The sequence below is a fragment of the Hoylesella marshii DSM 16973 = JCM 13450 genome (assembly GCF_000146675.1).
GTDB classification, from domain to species: domain Bacteria; phylum Bacteroidota; class Bacteroidia; order Bacteroidales; family Bacteroidaceae; genus Prevotella; species Prevotella marshii.
Genome location: NZ_GL397214.1, coordinates 1,132,188 through 1,155,521 on the forward strand (window position 1 = coordinate 1,132,188; position 23,334 = coordinate 1,155,521).

17 protein-coding genes are annotated in these 23,334 nt (G+C 47.5%); 12 read left to right on the forward strand and 5 right to left on the reverse strand.

Annotated features, from left to right (window positions below; genetic code table 11):
- Nucleotides 1-300: 300 nt before the first annotated feature.
- From HMPREF0658_RS04695 to HMPREF0658_RS04715, 5 genes are all read left to right on the forward strand, one after another.
- Nucleotides 301-903 carry a riboflavin synthase gene (locus tag HMPREF0658_RS04695; RefSeq protein ID WP_006948982.1) on the forward strand — a complete coding sequence of 201 codons (603 nt, stop codon included), beginning with the start codon at nucleotides 301-303 and terminating at the stop codon, nucleotides 901-903.
- A gap of 119 nt (nucleotides 904-1,022) precedes the next feature.
- A complete protein-coding gene (locus HMPREF0658_RS04700) occupies nucleotides 1,023-2,366 on the forward strand; it encodes a TolC family protein (RefSeq protein ID WP_006948983.1) in 1,344 nt (447 codons plus the stop codon).
- A gap of 180 nt (nucleotides 2,367-2,546) precedes the next feature.
- A complete protein-coding gene (locus HMPREF0658_RS04705) occupies nucleotides 2,547-3,638 on the forward strand; it encodes a sensor histidine kinase (protein ID WP_006948984.1) in 1,092 nt (363 codons plus the stop codon).
- Nucleotides 3,613-4,326 (forward strand): LytR/AlgR family response regulator transcription factor, encoded by a 714-nt coding sequence (locus tag HMPREF0658_RS04710; protein WP_006948985.1) that lies wholly within the window; start codon nucleotides 3,613-3,615, stop codon nucleotides 4,324-4,326. Before HMPREF0658_RS04705 ends, HMPREF0658_RS04710 begins: the two co-directional genes overlap by 26 nt.
- Nucleotides 4,327-4,392: 66 nt before the next feature.
- Nucleotides 4,393-5,070, forward strand: coding sequence for a DnaJ domain-containing protein (locus HMPREF0658_RS04715; RefSeq protein ID WP_006948986.1), 678 nt, complete (start codon nucleotides 4,393-4,395; stop codon nucleotides 5,068-5,070).
- Between the two features lie 436 nt (nucleotides 5,071-5,506).
- On the opposite strand, the gene HMPREF0658_RS04720 is transcribed toward HMPREF0658_RS04715, so the two are convergent.
- From HMPREF0658_RS04720 to HMPREF0658_RS04735, 4 genes are all read right to left on the reverse strand, one after another.
- Nucleotides 5,507-7,546 carry a M13 family metallopeptidase gene (locus tag HMPREF0658_RS04720; protein WP_006948987.1) on the reverse strand — a complete coding sequence of 680 codons (2,040 nt, stop codon included), beginning with the start codon at nucleotides 7,544-7,546 and terminating at the stop codon, nucleotides 5,507-5,509.
- A gap of 60 nt (nucleotides 7,547-7,606) precedes the next feature.
- Nucleotides 7,607-9,550, reverse strand: coding sequence for an ABC-F family ATP-binding cassette domain-containing protein (locus tag HMPREF0658_RS04725; protein WP_006948991.1), 1,944 nt, complete (start codon nucleotides 9,548-9,550; stop codon nucleotides 7,607-7,609).
- The gene (gene coaW, locus HMPREF0658_RS04730; RefSeq protein WP_006948993.1) at nucleotides 9,547-10,386 is read right to left on the reverse strand and encodes a type II pantothenate kinase; all 840 of its coding nucleotides are present in this window, start codon (nucleotides 10,384-10,386) and stop codon (nucleotides 9,547-9,549) included. The genes HMPREF0658_RS04725 and coaW overlap by 4 nt, the downstream gene beginning before the upstream one ends.
- A 214-nt stretch (nucleotides 10,387-10,600) precedes the next feature.
- Complete coding sequence (locus HMPREF0658_RS04735; RefSeq protein ID WP_006948995.1) at nucleotides 10,601-13,270, reverse strand: exonuclease domain-containing protein; 2,670 nt, start codon at nucleotides 13,268-13,270, stop codon at nucleotides 10,601-10,603.
- A gap of 775 nt (nucleotides 13,271-14,045) precedes the next feature.
- Here HMPREF0658_RS04735 and HMPREF0658_RS04740 point away from each other — a divergent pair.
- The 7 genes from HMPREF0658_RS04740 (at nucleotide 14,046) to HMPREF0658_RS04770 (ending at nucleotide 22,954) form a co-directional block, all read left to right on the forward strand.
- On the forward strand, nucleotides 14,046-14,735 hold the full coding sequence (locus tag HMPREF0658_RS04740; RefSeq protein ID WP_006948999.1) for a queuosine precursor transporter: 690 nt from the start codon (nucleotides 14,046-14,048) through the stop codon (nucleotides 14,733-14,735).
- 9 nt (nucleotides 14,736-14,744) lie between these two features.
- Entirely contained in the window at nucleotides 14,745-15,215 is a 471-nt protein-coding gene (gene queF, locus HMPREF0658_RS04745; RefSeq protein WP_006949000.1) for a preQ(1) synthase, read from the forward strand.
- 149 nt (nucleotides 15,216-15,364) lie between these two features.
- The gene (locus tag HMPREF0658_RS04750; RefSeq protein WP_006949001.1) at nucleotides 15,365-17,137 is read left to right on the forward strand and encodes a biotin/lipoyl-binding protein; all 1,773 of its coding nucleotides are present in this window, start codon (nucleotides 15,365-15,367) and stop codon (nucleotides 17,135-17,137) included.
- A 90-nt stretch (nucleotides 17,138-17,227) separates the two neighbouring features.
- Nucleotides 17,228-17,758, forward strand: coding sequence for a hypothetical protein (locus HMPREF0658_RS04755; protein ID WP_024991062.1), 531 nt, complete (start codon nucleotides 17,228-17,230; stop codon nucleotides 17,756-17,758).
- 487 nt (nucleotides 17,759-18,245) lie between these two features.
- The gene (locus tag HMPREF0658_RS04760) at nucleotides 18,246-19,154 is read left to right on the forward strand and encodes a DMT family transporter (RefSeq protein ID WP_006949006.1); all 909 of its coding nucleotides are present in this window, start codon (nucleotides 18,246-18,248) and stop codon (nucleotides 19,152-19,154) included.
- 128 nt (nucleotides 19,155-19,282) lie between these two features.
- A complete protein-coding gene (locus HMPREF0658_RS04765) occupies nucleotides 19,283-22,462 on the forward strand; it encodes a TonB-dependent receptor (protein ID WP_006949007.1) in 3,180 nt (1,059 codons plus the stop codon).
- A 159-nt stretch (nucleotides 22,463-22,621) separates the two neighbouring features.
- A complete protein-coding gene (locus tag HMPREF0658_RS04770) occupies nucleotides 22,622-22,954 on the forward strand; it encodes a cupin domain-containing protein (protein ID WP_006949011.1) in 333 nt (110 codons plus the stop codon).
- A gap of 181 nt (nucleotides 22,955-23,135) precedes the next feature.
- On the opposite strand, the gene HMPREF0658_RS11635 is transcribed toward HMPREF0658_RS04770, so the two are convergent.
- Nucleotides 23,136-23,334 (reverse strand): HU family DNA-binding protein (locus HMPREF0658_RS11635; protein WP_006947834.1); only part of this gene is annotated, 199 nt, incomplete at its 5' end.

Sequence of the window (23,334 nt, forward strand, 5' to 3'; positions counted from 1 at the left end):
ATCTTTGCAATAACAAAAGAGAGATACAGGTCGTATCGATTCGATTGGGATACTCATCAATTAAAATCGAAAAACCGAGATGACTTCTCTTGTCAATGGCGGGCCACATACCACATAAGCGGTAAGCTGAAAAGCCGGTGGATTACAAAGGCGGAGAGCTCTCAAATCTTATATGACTCGGAGTTTTCATCACATCATCGGTACGACCTCTTACAATAGAGAGACAGGGTGAGCCTGTCTCTTTTGGTTTACGAACCGTTCTCGTCCATATAAACAAATAAAAGATAAAAACCACTGCTTATGTTTTCCGGAATAGTAGAAAGCTTTGCCACTGTAATATCCATTGAGAAAGACAAAGAAAATATCGACTTTACACTCAGCTGCCCTTTTACCGACGAGCTGAAGATAGACCAAAGCATTGCCCACAACGGCGTATGCCTGACTGTGGTGCGGTTGGAGGATAACACCTACACCGTAACGGCGATGCTCGAGACCCTGCGCCGCACAAACCTTGGCCTGCTGAAAGTGGGCGATAAAGTGAACATAGAACGTTCGATGCTCATGAACGGACGTTTAGACGGACATATCGTGCAAGGCCACGTAGACCTGACAGCTCAATGCACAGCCATACAGGATGCAGACGGCAGCACTTATTTCACCTTTACGTATCACGAAGACCCGGAAATGACACAGCGTGGTTACTTCACCGTGGACAAAGGCAGCGTAACAGTAAACGGCGTTTCGCTCACGGTTTGTCGCCCCACGGCCAACAGCTTTCAGGTAGCCATCATACCTTACACGAAGGAGCATACCAACTTCTGCGACATCGCGATAGGTTCTACAGTCAATATTGAGTTCGATATCTTAGGCAAATATATTGCAAGATTGCACGAACTGCGATAAGACGTAACCATCCGTCTCTCGCAATAAGAGGTTATTCATCAGGCAATATTCTTTTGCCAAGTTTCGTTTATATCCATAAAGTATCATCATTTCACCTACTGAACAAAACGACAAAACCCATGAAAGAGAAACGTTTAAGACAGTTTGCACTACTTGCCTTGCTATGTTGCGGCATGCTTCACTGTAGCGCACAAAAGCAATGGACATTGGAAGATTGCATCCATTATGCCCTCGAAAACAATATCAAAATTAAGAAAAGCAGTCTTCAGAAATTGTCGACACAGGAAGATATGTGGCAATCTAAAGCTGCCCTGTTGCCTTCTTTAAACTTCAATACGTCGCACAACATCGCCTATCGTCCGTGGCCGGAAAGCGGACATTCAACCATAGCTAATGGTTCGAGTGTAGACAAGGTGTACTACAACGGCAGTTATAACGTAAATGCCAATTGGACGGTGTGGAACGGAAATCGCAACAAAAACACCATCAAAGCCAACCAACTTGCAGTGCAACAGGCTGCCTTAGACTCTGCAACCACAGCAAGCACCATACAGGAACAAATAGCCCAACTCTACGTCCAGATACTCTATTCGGCTGAAGCCATCAATGTTAATCGGCAAAGTCTTGAAACAAGCAAGCTGAACGAAGAACGTGGACAATCCATGTTCCGCGTGGGAAAGATGAGCAAGGCCGATGTAGCACAACTTACAGCACAGCGGGCACAAGACGAATATAATATCGTGGCAGCTGAAAGTAATCTGAGAAACTATAAAAGACAGTTGAAACAACTGCTCCAAATCACAAGCGACGAGCCCTTTGAAGTGGCTATCCCTACTACGACCGATGAGATGGCATTGCAGGAAATCCCGTCGCTGAACGATGTCTATACTAAGGCACTGGAACTGCGACCTGAGATAAAAAGTGCCCAGCTGGCAATAGAAAGCAGCAACGTGAATATCAAAATCGCAAAAGGCCAGCAACTACCAACGATCGGCTTGGCAGCTGGCTTTGTCACGAACACCACTTCCATCAATTCTAAAAGCTGGGGAACTCAACTGAAAACCAACTTCGATGCCTCGGCGGGAGTAACTGTCAGTGTACCCATTTTTGATAATCGCGCGGCCAAGACGGCCATCAATAAAGCCCGCTTGTCATACCAAACAAGTCTATTAGACCTAAAAGACAAGGAAACCATACTCTATGCCACAATCGAGAATTATTGGCTGGAAGCCGTCAACAACCAGAATAAACTGAAAGCAGCCATGGTAAGTGTAGCAGGGCAGACCGAAAGCTACAAGCTATTGAGCGAACAATTTAGGCTGGGACTGAAGAATATTGTAGAACTCATGACAGGTAAGACCCATCTCCTGACAGCACAACAGAACGAGTTGCAAAGCAAATACTTGGCTATACTCAATATTAACTTGCTGAAATTCTATCAGAGCGGGATACTCAAGAATTAAGGTTATAGCTCCATGGGTATGGACAAAGATGACCTCGTGTTATATGTCTGAAGCGAATGGGGACGACTTTACCATTCGCTCACAGCGTTATTCTTCGGTTATATCCGGCTAAGAAAGTAGCACAGGCAGGCCAGATAGAAGCCATCAGATACGAATAAGAAAAAGGGAAGGAGACAAAGAATGAGTAAACGACTGCTAAGACGCGAATGGCTGTTGCTGCAAGCAATTGTATGGATTGTCTTATTTCTCATGCCATTGGTCTTCAGCGACCCCAACGACAATATGACGCTTTCCGGCTATCTGATACGCAGTATATGGCCGCTGGCTATGATTTTTGTTTTCTACGTCAATTACCTTTGGCTTGCTCCTCAATACATCAATCAGCATGGTGACAAGCGTACGTTCTGGATCGTAAACGCCTGTCTCGTGGTGGCCATGGCGGCTATCCTCGGACAGTGTAATGAATACGGCCGACAGTTAAGCAAGAAAGAAAGAATGATGAAACACCACATCATACGCCTTGAGTCTGACGATAACATGAAAAACATTTATATCATGTTTGTCAGAGACGTTTTCAGCTTGTCTGTAGCTGCGGCCATTGCGAATTCCATCATCATGTATCAACGTCTGAAGATGGCTGAGCTGGCCAGGAAAGAGGCCGAAGCCGCAAGGGCTGATGCTGAACTGAAAGCCCTGCGTTGGCAAATTAATCCTCATTTCCTGCTCAACACATTGAACAACATCTACGCCCTTGCAGCTTTCGATACGGACAAGGCACAGAGTGCCATCATGCAATTAGGCAAGATGCTCCGCCACATTCTTTACGACAATCAGCAACAGCTCGTGAATCTGAGAAACGAGGTCGAGTTTCTCCATAATTACATCAATCTCATGAAAATCAGGCTCTCCTCAACCGTTGATATCACCGAAGAAATCAAGATTCCCAACCCTTGTTCGTTGCAAGTAGCCCCCCTTATCTTTATCTCACTCATAGAAAATGCGTTCAAACACGGGGTCAGCTCCACCGAACACAGCTATATCAAGGTGAAAATCATCGCCGACACCACCCACATCATCTGCGATATTGAGAATTCCTATCACCCAAAGACCGAACAAGACCACAGTGGCCATGGCATAGGATTGCTACAGGTGCAACGCCGTCTCGACCTTTCATACCCCGGAAGTTATGAGTGGAAAAAAGAGATAGACCAAGAACGAAATTGTTACCAATCAAAAATTATTATCTATGATACTAAACTGCGCAATCATTGACGACGAGCCTTTAGCTGCCGACTTATTGGCGAGTTATGCCCGCAAAACACCTTTCCTCCATCTCATCGGTTCCTACAATAGTGCCGTTTCTGCCATGAAAGAAATTCGCACCAATCATATTGATTTGGTGTTTCTCGACATCCAGATGCCCGAACTGAGCGGTTTGGAGTTTGCGAAAATCTTTTCCAAAGATACAAAGGTTATCTTTACCACCGCTTTCAGTCAATATGCCGTGGAAGGATACAAAGTAAATGCTCTCGACTATCTGCTCAAGCCCATCAGTTATGAAGAGTTCTTCGCATCGGCCTCTAAAGCACTCGAATGGTTCGAGGCTGCTACCCAAAATGAGATGAGCCTCAACGACCGCTTCATGTACGTGAAAAGCGACTACAAATTGGTGCAAATCAAATTAGACGATATCCTTTTCATCGAAGGTGTGAAAGACTATGTAAGAATCTACCTCGAAAATAGCCCTACCCCTGTGATGAGTCTCATGAACATGAAAAGGCTCGAAGAATTCCTCCCCCAGCCCGAGTTCATGCGCACACACCGCTCCTATATCGTACACATGCCAAAAGCAAGACTCATCGACCGCTTCCGCATTGTCTTTGGCGAACACATGATTCCCATTTCAGAAAGCAATAAAGAAACGGTACAACACTATTTCGACTCACACACACTGACATAATACGACATGAATCTCCGTCGGGCATGGATTTTGTTATTTTGATGAATAAAAAAGGAGACATCAATTATGGCATTTATAGACTATTACAAAATACTGGGTGTAGATAAGAGCATTGCACAAAAAGACGTGAAGAAGGCTTACTTAAAAAGAGCCAAACAATTTCATCCCGATTTACACCCCGATGACCCCAAGGCAAAGGCTAAATTTCAAGCCTTGAACGAGGCATACGAGGTGATCGGCGATGAAGAAAAGCGAAAAAAGTACGACCAATACGGAGAGCAATGGCGCAACGCTGATGCCTATAATGCGGCGGGCGCAGGCGGTGGAACCTATCAATGGGGGACTTCCGACGGCTCATCATTCGGCGGCTTTGATTTCGGAGCCTTCAGCGGAGGCGGTGGTGTCAGCGATTTCTTTGAACAACTCTTTGGCGGCGGCCGACGGGGAGCAAGAACTAAACGCAGTACACAACGGTCTTCGGGAGATGTCGAGAGTTCGGTCAACATCGACTTCTATACGGCGATGTTAGGCGGAGACATCATTTTAGGTCTCAACGACGGCTCAAAGGTGAAGCTAAAGGTGAAACCGGAAACTCAGAACAACACGAAAGTAAGACTGAGGGGGAAGGGATTGAACCGCGGAGACGGAACTTTCGGCGATCTTATCATCACGTATCAAATCACATTGCCCCAACACTTATCCGACCGACAGAAAGAATTGCTAAGGCAGATGCGCGACGCGTAATGCTGTGCCCGAGTGGGGTTAAAGTTGCCTGTGAGCATCCCATCTTCTGCTGGTGAGCAAAAGAAATTCTGCTGGTGAGCAGAAAAAAGTTTGCTGGTGAGCAGAAAAAAGTTTGCTGGTGAGCGAAAAAAAGTTTGCTGGTGAGCAGAAAACGGCTCGCTCGCCGAGGCCTTTGAAAAGCAGACGAGAGCCTGTATGTAAACAACTTATTATCAATCACTTTATCTATAAGGCTGACAAGTTTTGCGGGAGAGGATATCGGAGAGGTGATAGAATATAGGCAAGGGCGTAACTCCTGCAAAGTAGTTGTCCGGCCTGCCAAAGGAATGAGGCGACAGTTTCCAATATCCTTATCCCGAACTCGCGATACCTAATATAACAGACCGGCACGCATCATTTTGATGCGTGCCGGTTGCTTTTATAAGTATGTATGGGATTACCACAACGAGAGGCGTTGCTCTTTGGGGATAAACATTTTATCGCCCTCTTTGATGCCGAAAGCATCGTACCACATATCGATATGCGGCAGTGCGCCGTCTACGCGCCATTTGCCCAATGAGTGGGGGTCGCTCTTCGTGCGATTACGTATCTCCTTCTCGGTGATATTGGCAGCCCACACGCCTGCATAGGCGAGGAAGAAGCGTTGCTCGGGAGTAAAGCCATCTATAGTGGGAAGCGGTTTGTTTTTCGTAGCATTTTTAAAGGCATTGAAAGCCACTTGAAGACCACCATGGTCGGCCAGATTTTCGCCCAGCGTGAGCTGACCGTTGGCATTTAAATCGGGCAACACCTTGATGGCAGAGAAGAAGTCTGCATACTTACCGGTACGGTCGGTAAAGTTCTTGCCGTCGCTCTCCGTCCACCAATCGGTCATGTTTCCGTCTTTGTCGTAGTGGCGACCTTGGTCATCGAAGCCGTGGGTCATCTCATGTCCGATAACAACTCCGATAGCACCGTAATTGAAAGCATCATCGGCCGTCATGTCGAAGAAGGGCACTTGCAAGATGCCTGCGGGGAAACAGATTTCATTGGTCGTGGGGTTATAGTAGGCATTCACCGTCTGCGGTGTCATACCCCATTCGTCTTTGTCAACGGGCTTGCCTGCGCGGTAGTCGATGTCCCATTTATCCCAGAACAGGCGGCAGTTCTGCACGTTCTCGTAATACGATTTCTTCGGGTCGATAACCAACCCCGACATATCTTTCCACTTATCGGGATAGCCTATTTTCACGTAGAATGTAGCCAACTTGTCGAGTGCGTTTGCTTTCGTTTCATCACTCATCCACGTCTGTGCCTTGATGCGTCCGGCAAGAGCGGTTTGCAAATTCTTCACCAGCGTTTCCATGCGGGCTTTTGCTTCGGCGGGGAAGTAACGCTTCACATATATTTCGCCGAGTGCCTCGCCCATCTGGCCTTCTACTTGTGCGGTGGCGCGCTTCCACAGCGGATGGTTCTCTTTACGGCCAGACATTGTTTTCCCGAAGAAGTCGAAGTTGGCAGCCACCACATCGTCGCTCAGGTAATTGGCTGCACCTAATATGACATCGAGTTCCATGCAGGCACGCAGCTCATCGGCAGTAATATGTGCGAACACCTTGTCGGCTCCTGCGAGGAACGACGGTTGGCCTACGACCATCTCCTGAAAGTATTCCGTCTTCACGCCCTCGGCATTCAGCAGTTTCCGTAATTGCAAGTGGGGATATTTCGTTTCAAAATCTTTGAGGGTCATTTTGTTGTAGTTGGCCTCCACATCGCGCAATTCGGTACGGCTCTTGCTCACTTTAGCCAATGCCGTTTCCACTTTGAGAATATCCTGCATGCGTTTCTGTGCCACGGCATCTTTGAAACCGAAAAGCCGGAACATGCGCACAATATGCTTCTTATAAGCCTCGCGGATGGCGGTTGTAGCACTATCGGTATCAAGGTAATATTCTTTCAGTCCGAGGGTGAGTCCGCCTTGGTAAACGTTCAATATGTTCATCTTAGCGTTTTTCTCGTCGGCTCCGAAGCCTATACCTGCAGGGAATCCATAGCCGAAAGCTGCATATTTCAACTGTATCGCCTGCAAAGCTGCCGGTGTTTTAGCCGCTTCCAATGCCCTGATAAGAGGCATCACGGGGGCGACTCCTTCTTTATTTCTGCGCACGGAATCCATTGCTAACTTATAGAAATCGCTGAGCTTCTGCTCTACAGACCCCTGCTTGTAAGTACCTTTCAGCAAATCTGTCAGGATGTTATTGATGCGCACATTGTTATCTTGCGCCAATCTGTCAAAGCTGCCGAAGCGAGAATAAGCTGCGGGAAGCGGGTTGTTCTTCATCCATCCTCCACAAGCGAACTGATAGAAACTGTCGCCCGGGCGCACCGAACGGTCGAGGTCTTCCTGATGGATTCCCGATTTAAGAGGCGTCTGAGCCATGCCCAACGCCGGAACAATTGCCATTACTGCCATTGTCATTAGTGATTTGATTTTCATGTTATGATACTTTTAATGTTAAAAATAGATAGTATATTGTCATCTGTTTTTCCATGTTATCTATGATGCGGTGGAAAGCGCCTCCAAGTCTTCGGATAGCCGTTCCCATGTTTCGACTTCTTTGTCGAGTGTCTGCTTCACAGAAGTGTATTCCGTGACCAACACCATATCGGAAGCACCCTCGGGCGTGCAGAGGATGGCATCCAACTCTTTCAGGCGTTGCTCCATACGTTCTATCTTTCGCTCCGATTCCTTTACTGCTTTTTCCGCCTTATTGAGGCGTTTCTGCCGTTCCTTGTGCTCGGCATAAGATTGTTTTCCCTGCTGCAAGGAAGCGGGGGATTGCTTGGGAGCAAGAGGTTCATACGACGTAAGGTTTTCCAATTCGTTCAGCGAATGGATGTCGCGGGCATGAAGGAAGTCGTAGATGCCACCTAAATATTCGCGCACCTTACCACCACCGAACTCGTATACCTTTGTCACAAGTCCATCTAAGAACTCTCGGTCGTGACTGACGATAATCGCTGTGCCGTCGAATGCCTTGATAGCCTCTTTGAGTACGTCTTTAGAAGGCATGTCGAGGTGATTTGTCGGCTCATCGAGTATCAACAGGTTCACGGGTTCCAACAGAAGTCTTATCATTGCCAAGCGACTTCGTTCGCCGCCACTCAGCACCTTGACCCTTTTCTCCGAAACCTCGCCGCCAAACATAAATGCTCCTAAGATGTCGTTGATTTTTAAGCGGATATCGCCTTTTGCCACATGGTCTATCGTTTCATAAATGGTTAAACGCTCATCCAACAGCTGCGCTTGGTTCTGCGCAAAATAACCTATCTGCACATTGTGTCCTATCTTCAGCTCACCTTCAAACGGTATTTCGCCCATGATACATTTCACAAGCGTAGACTTTCCTTCTCCGTTCTTGCCCACGAAAGCCACTTTCTCGCCGCGCTTGATGGTCAGTGTAACATGGTCGAACACGCTGTGGTCGCCATACGTCTTGGTTACTTCGTTGCAGATAACGGGATAATCGCCGCTGCGCAGACACGGAGGGAACTTGAGACGCATAGCGGAAAGGTCTACTTCGTCTACTTCTATGGGTACAATTTTCTCCAGCTGCTTGATACGGCTCTGCACTTGTACAGCCTTTGTGGGTTTATATCTGAAGCGTTCAATGAAATCTTTGATATCTGCTATCTCCTTCTGCTGATTCTCATAGGCGCGCAGTTGCTGTTCTCTGCGCTCGACACGCAACTTCACATACTCGTCGTACTTCACCCGATAGTCCGTTATTCGTCCACAGGAAATCTCTATCGTTCGATTGGATACGTTGTTGATAAAGGCTCTGTCGTGGCTTACCAGCACTACGGCACGGGCACTCTGTTGCAGCTGTTGTTCCAGCCATTGTATGCTCTCAATGTCGAGATGGTTGGTTGGCTCGTCGAGCAACAGTACGTCAGGCTTCCGCAATAGTATCTTCGCTAATTCGATACGCATACGCCACCCACCGCTGAATTCCGATGTGGGACGGTCGAAATCGCTGCGCTCAAAGCCCAGACCGGCAAGTGTGCGTTCTATCTCTGCCTCGTAGTTCTCTCCTCCGAGCATGAGGTAACGGTCGTGTTCCTGCGTGTATCGCTCCACAAGTGCCATATAGTCTTCACTTTCATAATCGGTGCGCTCGGCGAGTTGGCGATTCATGCTGTCGATACGTTCTTTCAGTTGCGTATTGTCGGCAAAGGCCTTGCGAGCTTCTTCGCGAACGGTGGTATCATCGTGTAGCACCATGACCTGCGGCAAATATCCCACTTCCGTATCGCGGGGCACAGAAACCGTACCGGCGGTGGGTTGCTGCATGCCGCAAAGTATCTTCAACAGGGTGGATTTTCCTACTCCGTTCTTACCCACAAGGGCGATGCGGTCGCGCTCATTGATAACGAAGCCTACCTCTTGGAACAGCGGCTTGGCACCGAATTCAACCTTCAATCCTTCAACCGAAATCATCTAAGCGTCGATTTTTCAATACCCGAATAGCTGAGTGCTGCCCCGATGGCAGTGCAAAATTCGGAATATTGGGGGATATGAAACTTCACGTCATAGAGTTTTTCCATAGCCGGATAAACAATCTTGCATTGGGGAAGCAATGTCAGATTGCCTATCATCACATAGTCTTTGATGCCGGTGCCGAGCGATGAGAGGATGGTGGCACTGCCAATGGTTTGCAACACCATCCACACGATACCCAGCGAAATGTCTTCTGCCGAGGCATCGGCCTGCGCATTCCCAAAGAGGGAGGCAATGGCATCCATGGGGAGTCCCGAGAGCGGATGGGCGGTAATGTCGCCTATCAACACGTTGATTTTGGAGATATCGCCGTGAAGTGCCATGTTTGAAATCAAACGTATGTCGTCGGTTTTCAACAGCAATCGCGCCAACCCCTGCAACGTACCGCCTCCCACGCCGATACCTCCGATATGGTCAATGGTTCCTTCGTCGCACCTTACGAGCGATGTTCCCGTGCCCATGCTTACAACTATCATGCGGTCTTTTCCCGATTCAAAGCGCGCGCCAAGGCCGTCGGCAATGAACTCGTCGGCACGTTCGGTAGGCAAACCATACACGTCGTTGTTGATATAGGCACTGCCCACGCCGGTGAGCATCACCCGTTCCACTTCTGCAAGACTGATGTCGTTGTCGTAAAGGTATTTACCAAAGGCGCCATACAGTGATGTGACAGGGTCGGTAGCCCTGATGCGGATGGGTGATACCACTGCGCCGTCTTTGATTCCGACTATTTTTGTCGTGCTGATGCCTACGTCGATGCCGATGACTATATTCATAGATTTTTATCGAAAGAACGTGCAAATATAGCAATTATAATTAAGTTATGATGCGATGATGTCGTATTTTTCGCCATCACGCCACGCGGCAAAGCACTATGACCTTACGTTTAAAAGATGTTTACAAACCAGCGAGCATGCGAGAGATTCATTACTATCGTCCGGATTGGTCATTGTCTCTTTCAAGATTGTTCATAAACTTTTACCGGAAAGTCTATTCGTGAGAAAGGGGAAGGGTATTGTGCCGGTAGACAAAATGATGCTCTACCGGCGACATAAATGGAGAGAGTGAGCGCGGAAAGATACGGCCATAACGGTTGGTGCTCGAGGCGTAGGTGCTGACAAATAAGCGGCGGCGAGCACGGGAAAGAGCAACATATAGGCGGCAGGCATCTTCGAACAGGCTCTCGCGATGGTTCGTTGAAGAGAAGCGCGGATAACGATCGTCGGTCACGCCAAGCACCACTACGTTATCGAACTCAAGCCCTTTGGCCTTGTGGACGGTAGAGACGAACACGCGCTCTTGTATGCTCTTGCTGCCACAGAGGTCGGTTTCTCGGTAGGAGTTAATGTCTCTTATGTGGTTGTGCAACTGCTGTATCAGCGTGTCTTCATCGACACCCATCACATTTTCATCAAGGTAATCAACGATATAATGCAACTTTTCAACCGGAGCAATATGCCGCGTCTCCACCAGCGTATCATAGACATATCGCAGTTCGGCAGTGAAAGCCTGCCGTTCGTGGCGGACATACAGCCGGTGGAAAGAATGGAAGAACAAGTCGGCATACACGTGTCTGAACTTCTCCACCATAGGACGATGCGCGTCGATAAAGCGTTGTTGCTCGTCCACGCATGCCACTGCATGGCGATAGCAATAGTCGGCGAGGCTCTTGGTGGCCATGATGTCGTCGTCGGCCAAGTGGCTGTTCGTCCCTTCCAACCCAAGTCGCTCGAGCAGATGTTTCAGCTTATAACTCTTCTGCCGTGGGTGGAGCAGACGAATCAGCTTCAGAGAATCGAACCGCTCAACGGCCTTCCAACGCTCCACCCATTGAGGAGCATGACGCAACAAGTTATAGAGCAGGATGTGGAAGTCGTACTCCACGTTATGCCCCAACACGGCGTCGTCGGCCACATAATCCATAAACTGTGCGAACGCCTCCTCGGGAGAAAGACATTCATGGTGCTTCATCTCCTCGATAATAGGATTGGGTATATCACCGAGCATGGCAGGAATCTCGCGCTCGGTGCGGATAAAAACATTGAAAGATGAGCCTTCCACCACCTTGCCATTGCGCACCTTGATGGCGGCAAGCTGCACGATGTCGTCGGCAAACACGTCGAGTCCGGTGGTCTCGGTATCGAAGACAACCACCTCTCTTTCAGCATAGCAGCGGGCAAAGGTCTGCATATAGGTGGGGTTAGGCGTGAGGAAGTCGACGGGCGTGAGTGCTCGTTCCTGCACTTCACGCAGCCATTTGCGTGCCGTTGCGCCATCGGGGGTCATGCGCAGGCCTTTCAGAATGCGTGACCATGCCATCAGGTTGTGCTCGTCTACAAGTACAGTGAAATGAGCAAAAAGGAGTTTCACCTCCGGCAAGTCGAAAAGGTCGCGGCCGGAAACTTTAAAGTGCGGCACGCCAATATCGTTCAGGCGCAGACTCATCTCGTCGGCTTCGCGGTTGGAGGAGACAATGACAGCCGTGGTCTCGCACTCGCTTTGTCCGAATAACGTCTGCACAAGGGCGGCCACCTCAACGTACTCATCGGCTTGGGTCTGCGCTTTCAATATGGCTAAATCGGCAGGAGCGTGAGGCTCATCCCTATCCGTTACGGGCAACAGTCGTCGGTCGATACCCAAGACCTGCGCACCGAAATCGTTGAAAACATCGAGCAGATATTTCGGAGAACGATAATTCACACCAAGTGTATGGATGGCTTCCGGACGACAACGCTCTTTCAGCAGGTTGAGCGTCTCTTTCTTAGCACCCATAAAAGAGAAGATGGCCTGTTGCTCATCGCCGAGATACAACACGGAGAACGCGCCCGAACGATTCGTAAACCGGTCGATGATGGCCAACTGAAGCGGGTTCAGGTCTTGCACTTCGTCTATCTGTATCCACGTGTAAGTGCGACAGTCGGCAGGGAGTTCGTCTTTCACGGCATCATACGTAAACAACAGTAAATCCTCAAAGTCGAGCATGCTGTTGGCGCGTTTGTACTGTTCGTAATGACGGGCGGCATACATCATCTGCAACAGCTGCTGCATCTCCAGCGTAAGATGCAAGTCCGACGAAGGATAATAGTCGTCTATATGCTCGTAAATATCGAGAATGGAACTCCGCGAATAGGGCATGCGAAGCTCCGTACATACCGCCCGCAGAGCCTTGAAATCTACGGAGTCAGCATGCAAGAGGAGGTCGCGGGGGTGGTCAGCAGCATACTGATACATGAGATGCTGAAAGTTCATGATGGTAGAATAGTAATGTCGCCACCGGTTATCGCTCAATATGCTCAACTCTTCATGCTCTAAATAATCGGCAATGATGCTGATGGTATCTTCTTCGTCGATAACGGAGGCACTCTCAGGTATAATGCCATTATCGAACAAGAAGCGAGAACAGAAGCGATGAACGTTGCCCACAAAGAGTTGCTCTATTCCCTCACACTCGGTCATCGTGCTGATTCGCTCGCGCATTCCCCGCGAGGCACGGTTGGTGAAAGTGAGACACAGCATGTCGGCAAATGCTGTTCCTGCATGATAGGCATGCACGATACGGGCGGCAAGAATCTCGGTCTTACCACATCCCGGCGGTGCCAATACCACATGATAACCGCCCGCAGCAGCAATCACCTCTTGTTGTTTCTCATCGTAAATCATGGTTCAATTATATAACAGATTGGCAAAGATAGTGCAAGCGAGTGCCATAAGAGCTTGGTCTTAGATGGCCGAGCGCAGCCTATCTTATGCAAAGATAGTGCAAGCGAGTGCCATAAGAGCTTGTTCTTAAATGGCCGAGTGCAGCCTATCTTATGCAAAGATAGTGCAAGCAAGCGCCATAAGAGCTTGGTCTTAAATGGCCGAGCGCAGCCTATCTTATGCAAAGATAGTGCAAGCAAGCGCCATAAGAGCTTGGTCTTAAATGGCCGAGCGCAGCCTATCTTATGCAAAGATAGTGCAAGCAAGCGCCATAAGAGCTTGGTCTTAAATGGCCGAGCGCAGCCTATCTTATGCAAAGATAGGCAAATTTGCTGGGATAGCCACACGGAGTATAAACGAATACAGAGCGGAAAGCATAATCCATTGTTATACAGAAACATACGAGGTTGATTGTAAAAGCTATTCTTTTGCAACTCAAAAACATAGTTCCAAGGACATTAAAAGATAGCTCCAAGGACATTAGAGCATAGCTTTCACAATGCAAGAGCAGTCCGTAGCTTTCGGGGCACCTTGTATTTAATAAAAAACAAACACCGATGGAAGATTTCTTTACCTGTATTCTTTCGTCACGGTATTTATGCTTACCTTTGCATGCCCGTTCGTCGGAAGTGAAGAAGTTTTCCCCAAGACCGATAAAGGATGACGGCTTTACAGAAGACGACCGGCATATATTGAATAAACAGAGTGCTTGATCAACCTCTTAAAAAACAAGAAAATGAAGAATAAAAAGAACCAAGTCAGTGTGCTGTTCATGCTTTTCAGCATACTTTTCTGTGTTTGCCTGATAGCGGCAAACCTACTCGAAACAAAGCAAATTGCCGTAGGTCCCATCAGTTTAACCGGTGGTTTGATTGTCTTTCCCGTCTCTTATATCATCAATGACTGCGTTTGTGAAGTATGGGGATACCGCAAGGCACGCCTACTCATTTGGACGGGCTTTGCCATGAATTTCTTTTTCGTAACGGTAGGAGCGATATGCGATGCCATCCCGGGAGCAGACTATTGGACAAACGATGCCGGTTTCCATGCCGTATTTGGTTTAGCTCCACGCATTGCTGCGGCCTCTTTCGTAGCCTTCCTTGTCGGCTCGTTTGTCAATGCCTATGTGATGAGCAGGATGAAGATTCGCTCAAAAGGCAAACATTTCTCACTGCGTGCCATTGTCAGCACTATTTTCGGCGAAAGTGCAGACTCACTTATCTTCTTCCCCTTAGCCCTCTCGGGTGTAGTCCCGGCAGAGGAACTGCCCATGCTGATGCTGTGGCAGGTCATATTGAAAACCGCTTATGAAGTGGTGGTATTACCCATTACTATCCGTATTGTGCATGCGCTGAAATCAAAAGAAGGAGAAGACGTGTACGATGAGGGCATCAATTACAATGTATTGAAGATATTCAGCATCTAATCGAGCAGTATGGAAAGGAAAAGAAAAACAGAAGGACTGCATGCACTCGGTACACAGACAAAATACTGCACAGACTACGCTCCGGAAGTATTAGAGACGTTTGAAAACCGCCATAAGGACAATGATTACTGGGTGGAATTCAACTGTCCCGAGTTTACCTCATTGTGCCCGATTACAGGACAGCCCGACTTTGCCGAAATAAAAATCGCCTATATCCCCGCTGAAAGGATGGTGGAAAGCAAGAGCCTTAAACTTTATCTGTTCAGTTTCCGTAATCATGGCGACTTTCATGAGGATTGTGTAAATACAATTATGAAAGACCTTATCCGGCTCATGGCACCCAAATACATCGAAGTAGTCGGCCTCTTTACTCCACGCGGTGGCATCAGTATCTATCCCTACGCCAACTATGGGAAGCCCGGAACACGCTATGAGCAAATGGCCGAGCATCGATTTATGAATCACAAAATAAACTGCTAAGAGGCCTACACCTTATTATATATATAAGGCACATGTGTGCGGAAGGACATAAAACCTTGAAAAAAAAGTGGCACAGCGTACACTTTTCAAAAATATTTTTCTATATTTGCAACATCGTTAACTATTGAAAAGTACAAGACAAAAGCAATATGAAAAAGAAAGTACAGTTCAGTCTCGTCTATCGAGATATGTGGCAGTCGTCAGGTAAGTACCAGCCACGTAAAGACCAGTTGGAGCGTATTGCCCCTGTAATTATTGAAATGGGCTGTTTCAGCCGCGTAGAAACCAACGGTGGAGCCTTCGAGCAGGTGAATCTCCTTGCTGGAGAAAATCCTAACGCTGCTGTTCGTGCATTCTGTAAGCCGTTCAATGAAGCGGGTATTAAGACCCACATGTTAGACCGTGGCTTGAATGCGTTGCGTATGTATACCGTGCCCGACGATGTGCGCCAGCTGATGTACAAGGTAAAACACGCACAGGGCGTGGATATCCCCCGTATCTTCTGTGGATTGAATGACACCCGCAACATCATTCCGAGCATCAAATGGGCAAAGGAAGCAGGTATGACTCCGCAGGCCACACTTTGTATCACAACATCACCGATACACACTGTCGAGTATTATTCAAAGATTGCCGATGAAGTAATTGCTGCCGGTGCAGAGGAGATTTGTCTAAAAGATATGGCCGGAATAGGCCAGCCTGCCATGCTCGGCAAACTGACAAAAGCCATCAAGGACAAACATCCCGAAGTGATTATACAATACCACGGACACTCCGGCCCTGGTCTTTCCATGGCCTCCATATTGGAAGTGTGCAATAACGGAGCCGACATCATCGACACCGCTATTGAGCCTCTATCATGGGGAAAAGTGCATCCGGACATCATTTCTGTGCAGAGCATGCTGAAGAACGAGGGCTTTGACGTGCCCGAAATCAATATGAATGCCTACATGAAAGCTCGTTCTCTGACACAGGAATTCATAGACGAATGGTTAGGTTATTCCATCAATCCGGCCAACAAGCACATGAGTTCACTCTTGTTAGGTTGCGGTCTTCCGGGCGGTATGATGGGAAGTATGATGGCCGACCTCGGCGGTATACGCGGCACTATCAACAACATCCGCAAGAAAAAAGGAGAACCCGAACTGTCGGTAGACGACATGCTCGTGAAACTGTTTGATGAAGTAGCCTATGTATGGCCACGTGTTGGCTATCCACCCCTTGTCACTCCGTTCTCGCAATATACCAAAAACATCGCTCTCATGAACTTGCTTACCCTCGAACAGGGCAAGGGTCGTTTCGTTATGATGGACGATGCTATGTGGGGTATGATACTCGGAAAGAGTGGAAAGATACCGGGCACCATTGACCCAGAGCTGGTAGAGTTGGCCAAGAAACAGGGACGAGAGTTCACTACAGCCGACCCGCATACCCTTATCCCTAATGCTTTGGATGATTTCAAAAAAGAGATGAAAGACAACGGATGGGACTTCGGACAAGACGACGAAGAACTCTTTGAGTTGGCCATGCACCCAGAGCAATACCGTAACTACAAGAGCGGACAGGCTAAAAAGAACTTCCTTGCAGAACTACAAGCCGCTAAGGATGCAAAACTCGGCAGCAAACTCACACCTGAACAGCTGTCTGCATTCAAGCACGCCAAGGCTGATGCCATCGTAGCCCCTGTGAAAGGACAAGTATTCTGGGAATTCAATGGCGAAGGAGAATGTGCTCCGACCGTAGAGCCGTTTATCGGAAAGGAATACAAAGAGGGTGACGCATTCTGTTACATACAGGCTCCATGGGGCGAATTTGTAACCGTACCTGCTGCATTGGGTGGTAAATTGGTGGAAATCAATGCCAAACAAGGCAAGAAAATCAATAAGGGCGATGTTATCGCTTATATAGAAAGACCGGAGTAAAGAATCGCTCCTAACCCATCGGACATCATCTGCCATGTTTGTGAAAACGCAATGGCAGATGGTGTCTTTTGTTTTTACGCCTTATTATATATGGAATGGAGAAAACGATTGAGCAGCAAGCTACACCTTGAAGATGTGCGCGCATTGGCTACTGAGATACAAGAAAAAGGAGGCGATGCTGACAAAGAAATGCTTTTCGCCCTGTTATCCGATGCCAACAGTAAGGTCGCGGGGAATGCAGCATGGGTGTTCAGCCACTTCCGAAGTGACCAACGCCGATGGCTCTACGGCAAACAGCAGGTACTTATCGACATGGTTATGCGGACAAAGAACCCTACCCTACTCCGTCTCATTCTCTCTTTACTCTTGCGCCTGCCCTTTACCGAAGATACCCTCCGTACCGATTTCCTCGACTTCTGTCTGTTACATATCACCCAAACATCTGCTCCCGTTGCCATCCGTTCCCTGTGTCTCTACCTCGCCTATGAGCAATGCCGCTTCTTTCCGGAGCTGACAAAAGAGCTGAGAGCCATACTGAGCATACTTGAATCCGAAGCGTTGTTGCCCGGTCTGCGTACAGCTAAGAGAAATGTTTTGCATCAGCTAAAACAGAACCATTAACTTCTCAATACAAAAAAGCCACGACATCATGCCGTGACTTCTTCGTTGCTATCTTTTTCTAATACCTATCGTCGGTATTTACATACAAGCTTTTCTCTATTTTTTAATGGTATGAGTACCCCGACTTACTTGCCGAGGTCGATTTTCTTACTTAATATCGCAGCCTCTATTACAACGGAAGCAATAATCGTCAGTATTCCAAATGTTATCATCATCTTTTTACCTTTCTTTTTTATTTGTTATCCTTTTCTTCTTACGATGCAAAAGTAAGATATTATTGTATTTGCAGCAAGCCCTTTCAGCAAAAGATACCACGAAGTTCGCATTTGTTGATACACATCAACCATACCTGTTTATATTTCCAGCAGCAAATGCATATTTTTTAAGTTTTATCGTTATTTAGGAGCCAAGAATTTTGTTTATCTTCTAAGAATTCTTAACTTTGCGCTACGTTTTGCACGACTTTAAATCATACACAAATAATTTTATGCCTAATACTGTCAAAGATAGTAAAAACAGAGTAGTCCTCTATCATCTCATTGCAATCTTGGTTGTAAGTATCTGGGGGGCAACGCTTGTAAACACAAAGGTTGTGATACAAGGTGGTATGCGTCCCGAGGAAGTATTTCTGTCACGCTACATCATAGCCTATCTTGCTATGTGGACACTGTCGTACAAGCGACTATGGTCTGCCAATATCAAGGACGAATTGCTGATGGTGGCATGCGGTATCTTAGGAGGCTCGCTCTATTTCATACCTGAGAACTTTGCCGTACAAGTAGGTAGTGTTAACGATATTAGCTTCATCCTCTGCACATCGCCGTTGTTTACCATGTTTTTAGCTATACTTTTTTTGAAGGAAAAACTAACGAAGTCGCTTGCTATCGGTTCAATGATTGCCCTGATTGGCGTATCGTTCATCATATTTGGCGGCAACAACGATTCGACAATAGCAAGCAATCGCCTACTGGGCGATGCTTTGGCATTGCTTTCAACGGTTTGTTTTGGTGCTTACTGCTTGCTACTCCGCCCACTAGGACGAAAATATGGAGCAGCATTCATTACCCGCAAGATGTTCTTCTACGGCTCACTGACGAGTTTGCCGCTGTTCATTATCACACCGTGGCAATTCCCATTAAAGAATTTCCTCACCGACCTGCCTGTTACTTTAAACCTTCTCTTCCTCAGTCTGGTAGCATCATTCTTTTGCTTTGGGGCGTGGAGCTATGTTACAGAGAAAGTAGGTGCAGTAAAAGTGGCCAACTACAACTACTTCAGTCCTATTTGCACGGTCATCATCAGTGCCATCTTCTTAGGAGAAGAAATGACTGTCGAAGCTGCTCTTGGCAGTGCTCTTATTCTGATTGGTGTATTCTTTGCCAATAAAAACAAATAAAAAAACAAAGAAGTAACCAAAATAAACTATTTCGGGAATTTTTATAAAAAAAATGCCTAAATTTGTAGCTGGATATTTACTTGAATCCATTTACTTTCATAAAAATTATCAATTAATTAACTAAGACCATGCAGAAGAAGCTTTACTCTCTCATCATGATGCTCACCCTTACGCTGAGCATGATGGCACAAGTAACAACATCCGGCATCAGCGGAAAAGTTACCGCCCAAGGCGAAGACGTTACAGGTGCAACCATTACTGCTACTCATGAGCCGTCAGGAACTGTCTATCGGGCTGTGACCAACACAGAGGGACGATACACCATCAACGGTATGCGTGTGGGAAGTCCTTATACCGTAGTCATATCCTACGTAGGGCACAAGACACGAACATTTAACAATGTAACCCTCTATCTGGGAGCGACACAGAACATTTCATGCGACTTAGAAGAAGATTCCAAGCTGCTCGAAGAATTAGTCGTTACGGGCAAAAGTGGACTGAATGCCACCAAGACCGGTGCGGCACAGAGTATCGATACCCGTATGATTAACAATATGCCAAGTATCAACCATGGCATTGCTGATATTGCGCGTCTCAATCCACAACTGAATATCACCAGTACAGGTGCCATGTCGTTTGCCGGCATCAATAACCGCTATAACTCTTTCCAGATAGACGGAGCCATGAATAACGACGTATTCGGACTGACTGCTAATGGGTCGAACGGCGGACAGGCCGGCACACAACCCGTATCGATGGAGACAATCGAGCAGATACAAGTGAATATTGCACCTTATGATGTGCGGCAAAGCGGCTTCACAGGAGGTGCTATCAATGCCATCACAAAGTCGGGTACCAACCAATTCCACGGCTCTGCCTATTACTATGGATATAATGAGAATCTCATCGGCAGACACTATAAGATGAGCAACGGAAAGTACAGCAGCCCCTACAACGATGAAACGGAATATCAAATAGGTTTCACTCTGGGTGGCCCCATTGTAAAGAACAAACTGTTCTTCTTTGCCAACTACGAGAGAGACAACAAGGAATATCCCAACAACTTCGGGCTGGGTGCCGATGGCTCTAAGGTGGATGGCGAAGAAGCTAAGAAGATTCTGGATTTCGTAAAAGCACAAGCTGCTCTACAAGGTATCACTTACAACGGCGCTTTCTCTAATCCCGACATCTACACACAGTCCGACAAGGTGGGAGCAAAACTTGATTGGAACATCAACGACTTCAATAAATTCTCCATACGCTGGTCGTTTGTTACCGCTAAACAACTCAATAACACAGGCAATGCAGTCACACTGAATACCGACACATATAGCTATCCGTTTAAATCGAAAACCCATACGTTCATTGCAGAGTTGCAGACCCGTATCTCGCCTGTTATCAGCAACGAAGCACGTGCCTCATACGTGTCGGTACGCGATAAGCGCAGTCCGGGACAGCCCTTCCCCATGATACAGGTAAAGAACGTAGGAACAGGCGGCGGTACAGTAAATATAGGTAACGAACGTTCCTCCATGGCCAACCAATTAGACCAAGATATCTTTACGCTCGAAGACAACCTCACTTGGTACAAGGGTAACCACACATTCACATTCGGTACCCACAACGAGTTCTATAAGTTCTCCAACCTCTTCATACAAGACTTGTATGGCAGCTACTTCTACAATACACCGGCCGACCTTTACGCCGGCAAAATATACCGTTATCGTTACGGGCAAGCCAATGTAAGCATAACGGGCGACCCACGCTGGAAGCCCTCTTTCGGAGCAGGCCAACTTGGTTTCTATGCTCAAGATAAATGGGATGCAACCAATAACCTCCAGCTTACTTACGGTTTGCGTATGGATATCCCAATACTCTTCGACACACCGACAGCCAACGAACCTTTCAATCAATATGCAGCAAGTAAAGGATGGAACGTGAAAACCAATCAAAAGCCGTCGAGTGCGCCACTGTTCAGTCCGCGCGCAGGTTTTCGTTGGGACATCGCCAACGACCACCGTTTCATTCTTCGCGGCGGTGTAGGCATCTTCACGGGTAGAATACCTTTCGTGTGGCTGAGCAACAACTTCTCTAACACAGGTATACAGCTCTCTACCTACGATACGAAGTCTACAAGTGCTCTCTCGCTGGTGCTCGACCCCAACAACCAAGCTGCCAACACAAACAAACTTACAGCCGATGGCAGACAGACTATCAACATCTACGACAAGAAATTTAAGTTCACACAAAATTTGCGGTTGAACCTCGGTTTCGACTTCGAGGCCTTAGGCATTAATTGGACGGCAGAAGCCATCTACTCCAAAAACTTGAACGACATCTACTACAAGAATCTGGCCTACGACGCTACAGGTGCCACCCTCGCTGCTACGGAACCTTCCCTCAATTTCGATGACCGTCCCATGTTCAAACGTGTTACTACGGGCAGTGATTTCAGCTATATCTACGGCCTCTACAATACGAACAAAGGCCATACACTCAACCTGTCGCTGAAAGCCGAAAAGCACTTCAGGTTCGGTCTCGACCTTATGGCCAGCTATACCTTTACACAGTCGAAGACCATCAACAATGGCTCTTCGTCCGTAGCACAGAGCAACTGGAACTACAACTATACCTATCGCAATCCCAACGCCCCTGAGTTAGGCAACAGTGCTTTCAACATTCCCCACACCGTGAAGTTCTCTGCATTCTACAATGTAGACTACGGCCGCAACAAAATGTTCACCACTACCGTAGGCCTCATCTACCAAGCACAGAGCGGCTCGCCCTATTCCATCTACTACTACGGCGACCTCAACGGCGACAGCTCTAACGGCAATGACCTGATGTTTATCCCCACCGATGCACAGGTAGACCAAATGAAGTTCAGGGATTATAAGAAAGGTTCGACCATCATTATGTCTGCCGCACAGCAAAAAGCCAACTTCAAAGAGTGGTTGGCCAACACCCGCTACCTGCGCAACCATCGAGGTGAATACTACAAACGCTATGCTGACAACCTGCCTTTCGAAGGGCATTTCGACCTCCACTTGGCAGAGAAGATACGCCACAAGATGGGTAAGACCATCCACACCTTAGAAATATCCATGGACATCATGAATCTTGGCAACCTGCTGAACAAGAAATGGGGACGCACCTATGGCAACGGATTCGGAAACTACTACAGCCCCGTAACTTACTTAGGCGGCGGAGAGTTCCAATTCCTGCACGAGGGGAACTACGACATGTTCAACTACAACGACTTCTATAGCCGCTGGCGTGGTCAGATAGGCGTGAAATATACTTTCTGACAATTATTTCTATCAACATGAATCAAGCGGATATTCCTCGTGAATATCCGCTTTTCTCGTGGAAAAGATGTATCTTTGCCTTGGTAAATATCTCCAAAACACGAGGTATTGATAAACAGCAATTCAATATCAACCCAACCTATAACAAAACAACGCATTATGGTAATAGACCCTAACCAACTGGAAGAAAACGTGGTAATGAATTTCAAAGGCGGACAAGGCGAAATGGACATGCGTGCTTTCGTAGACAGCAAATGCCGCATCATGCGCAACGTACTGAAACCCGGTGCAGGCAGCGGAGAGCACATCCACGACGGAAACAGCGAGATTATCCTCGTACTCAACGGCACCCTCACTTTCTATTTCGATGGACAAAAAGAAACCGTCTCCACAGGCCAAATACACTATTGCCCCATGGGGCATCGCCACTATTTTATCAACGAGACCGACACCGATGTCGTGTTCTTCGCCGTAGTGCCCGAGCACCATTGAGGAAACCGAAACAAAGTCCCGTCAACGGAGAATACAACCAAAAAAGGCGAGTGGTACGCATCATCACGATGCGTACCACTCTATGTGTGTATATATATAAAGGTGTCTCTTTTGCTCCTCGCACGGCAGGGATAAGACTTGTTCTTTTCTCACGCCGCGCGCGTTCCGCAGAGCGGCCTCCTTACGGTTTTTTCTTTTTCTTCTCCTCCTCCGGCTTCACCACCTCGTAGGAGATGTCGAGCATCTCGTGTTTCAGCTGCACGCTCGGGGTGAAGATGACGCGGGGTTTGATGCCCGCCGTGTCGAACGCCTTCTCCGTGGCCGCCCCTTTTGAGGAGAGCGATATGCGCAGCGTGCCGAACTCGCCTAATTGAATGCTG

Excerpts from the sequence above, each read along its gene's own strand:
- HMPREF0658_RS04695 (WP_006948982.1), top strand. The coding sequence starts at position 301 with ATGTTTTCCGGAATAGTAGAAAGCTTTGCCACTGTAATATCCATTGAG.
- HMPREF0658_RS04700 (WP_006948983.1), top strand. The coding sequence starts at position 1,023 with ATGAAAGAGAAACGTTTAAGACAGTTTGCACTACTTGCCTTGCTATGT.
- HMPREF0658_RS04705 (WP_006948984.1), top strand. The coding sequence starts at position 2,547 with ATGAGTAAACGACTGCTAAGACGCGAATGGCTGTTGCTGCAAGCAATT.
- HMPREF0658_RS04710 (WP_006948985.1), top strand. The coding sequence starts at position 3,613 with ATGATACTAAACTGCGCAATCATTGACGACGAGCCTTTAGCTGCCGAC.
- HMPREF0658_RS04715 (WP_006948986.1), top strand. The coding sequence starts at position 4,393 with ATGGCATTTATAGACTATTACAAAATACTGGGTGTAGATAAGAGCATT.
- HMPREF0658_RS04720 (WP_006948987.1), bottom strand. The coding sequence starts at position 7,546 with ATGAAAATCAAATCACTAATGACAATGGCAGTAATGGCAATTGTTCCG.
- HMPREF0658_RS04725 (WP_006948991.1), bottom strand. The coding sequence starts at position 9,550 with ATGATTTCGGTTGAAGGATTGAAGGTTGAATTCGGTGCCAAGCCGCTG.
- coaW (WP_006948993.1), bottom strand. The coding sequence starts at position 10,386 with ATGAATATAGTCATCGGCATCGACGTAGGCATCAGCACGACAAAAATA.
- HMPREF0658_RS04735 (WP_006948995.1), bottom strand. The coding sequence starts at position 13,270 with ATGATTTACGATGAGAAACAACAAGAGGTGATTGCTGCTGCGGGCGGT.
- HMPREF0658_RS04740 (WP_006948999.1), top strand. The coding sequence starts at position 14,046 with ATGAAGAATAAAAAGAACCAAGTCAGTGTGCTGTTCATGCTTTTCAGC.
- queF (WP_006949000.1), top strand. The coding sequence starts at position 14,745 with ATGGAAAGGAAAAGAAAAACAGAAGGACTGCATGCACTCGGTACACAG.
- HMPREF0658_RS04750 (WP_006949001.1), top strand. The coding sequence starts at position 15,365 with ATGAAAAAGAAAGTACAGTTCAGTCTCGTCTATCGAGATATGTGGCAG.
- HMPREF0658_RS04755 (WP_024991062.1), top strand. The coding sequence starts at position 17,228 with ATGGAATGGAGAAAACGATTGAGCAGCAAGCTACACCTTGAAGATGTG.
- HMPREF0658_RS04760 (WP_006949006.1), top strand. The coding sequence starts at position 18,246 with ATGCCTAATACTGTCAAAGATAGTAAAAACAGAGTAGTCCTCTATCAT.
- HMPREF0658_RS04765 (WP_006949007.1), top strand. The coding sequence starts at position 19,283 with ATGCAGAAGAAGCTTTACTCTCTCATCATGATGCTCACCCTTACGCTG.
- HMPREF0658_RS04770 (WP_006949011.1), top strand. The coding sequence starts at position 22,622 with ATGGTAATAGACCCTAACCAACTGGAAGAAAACGTGGTAATGAATTTC.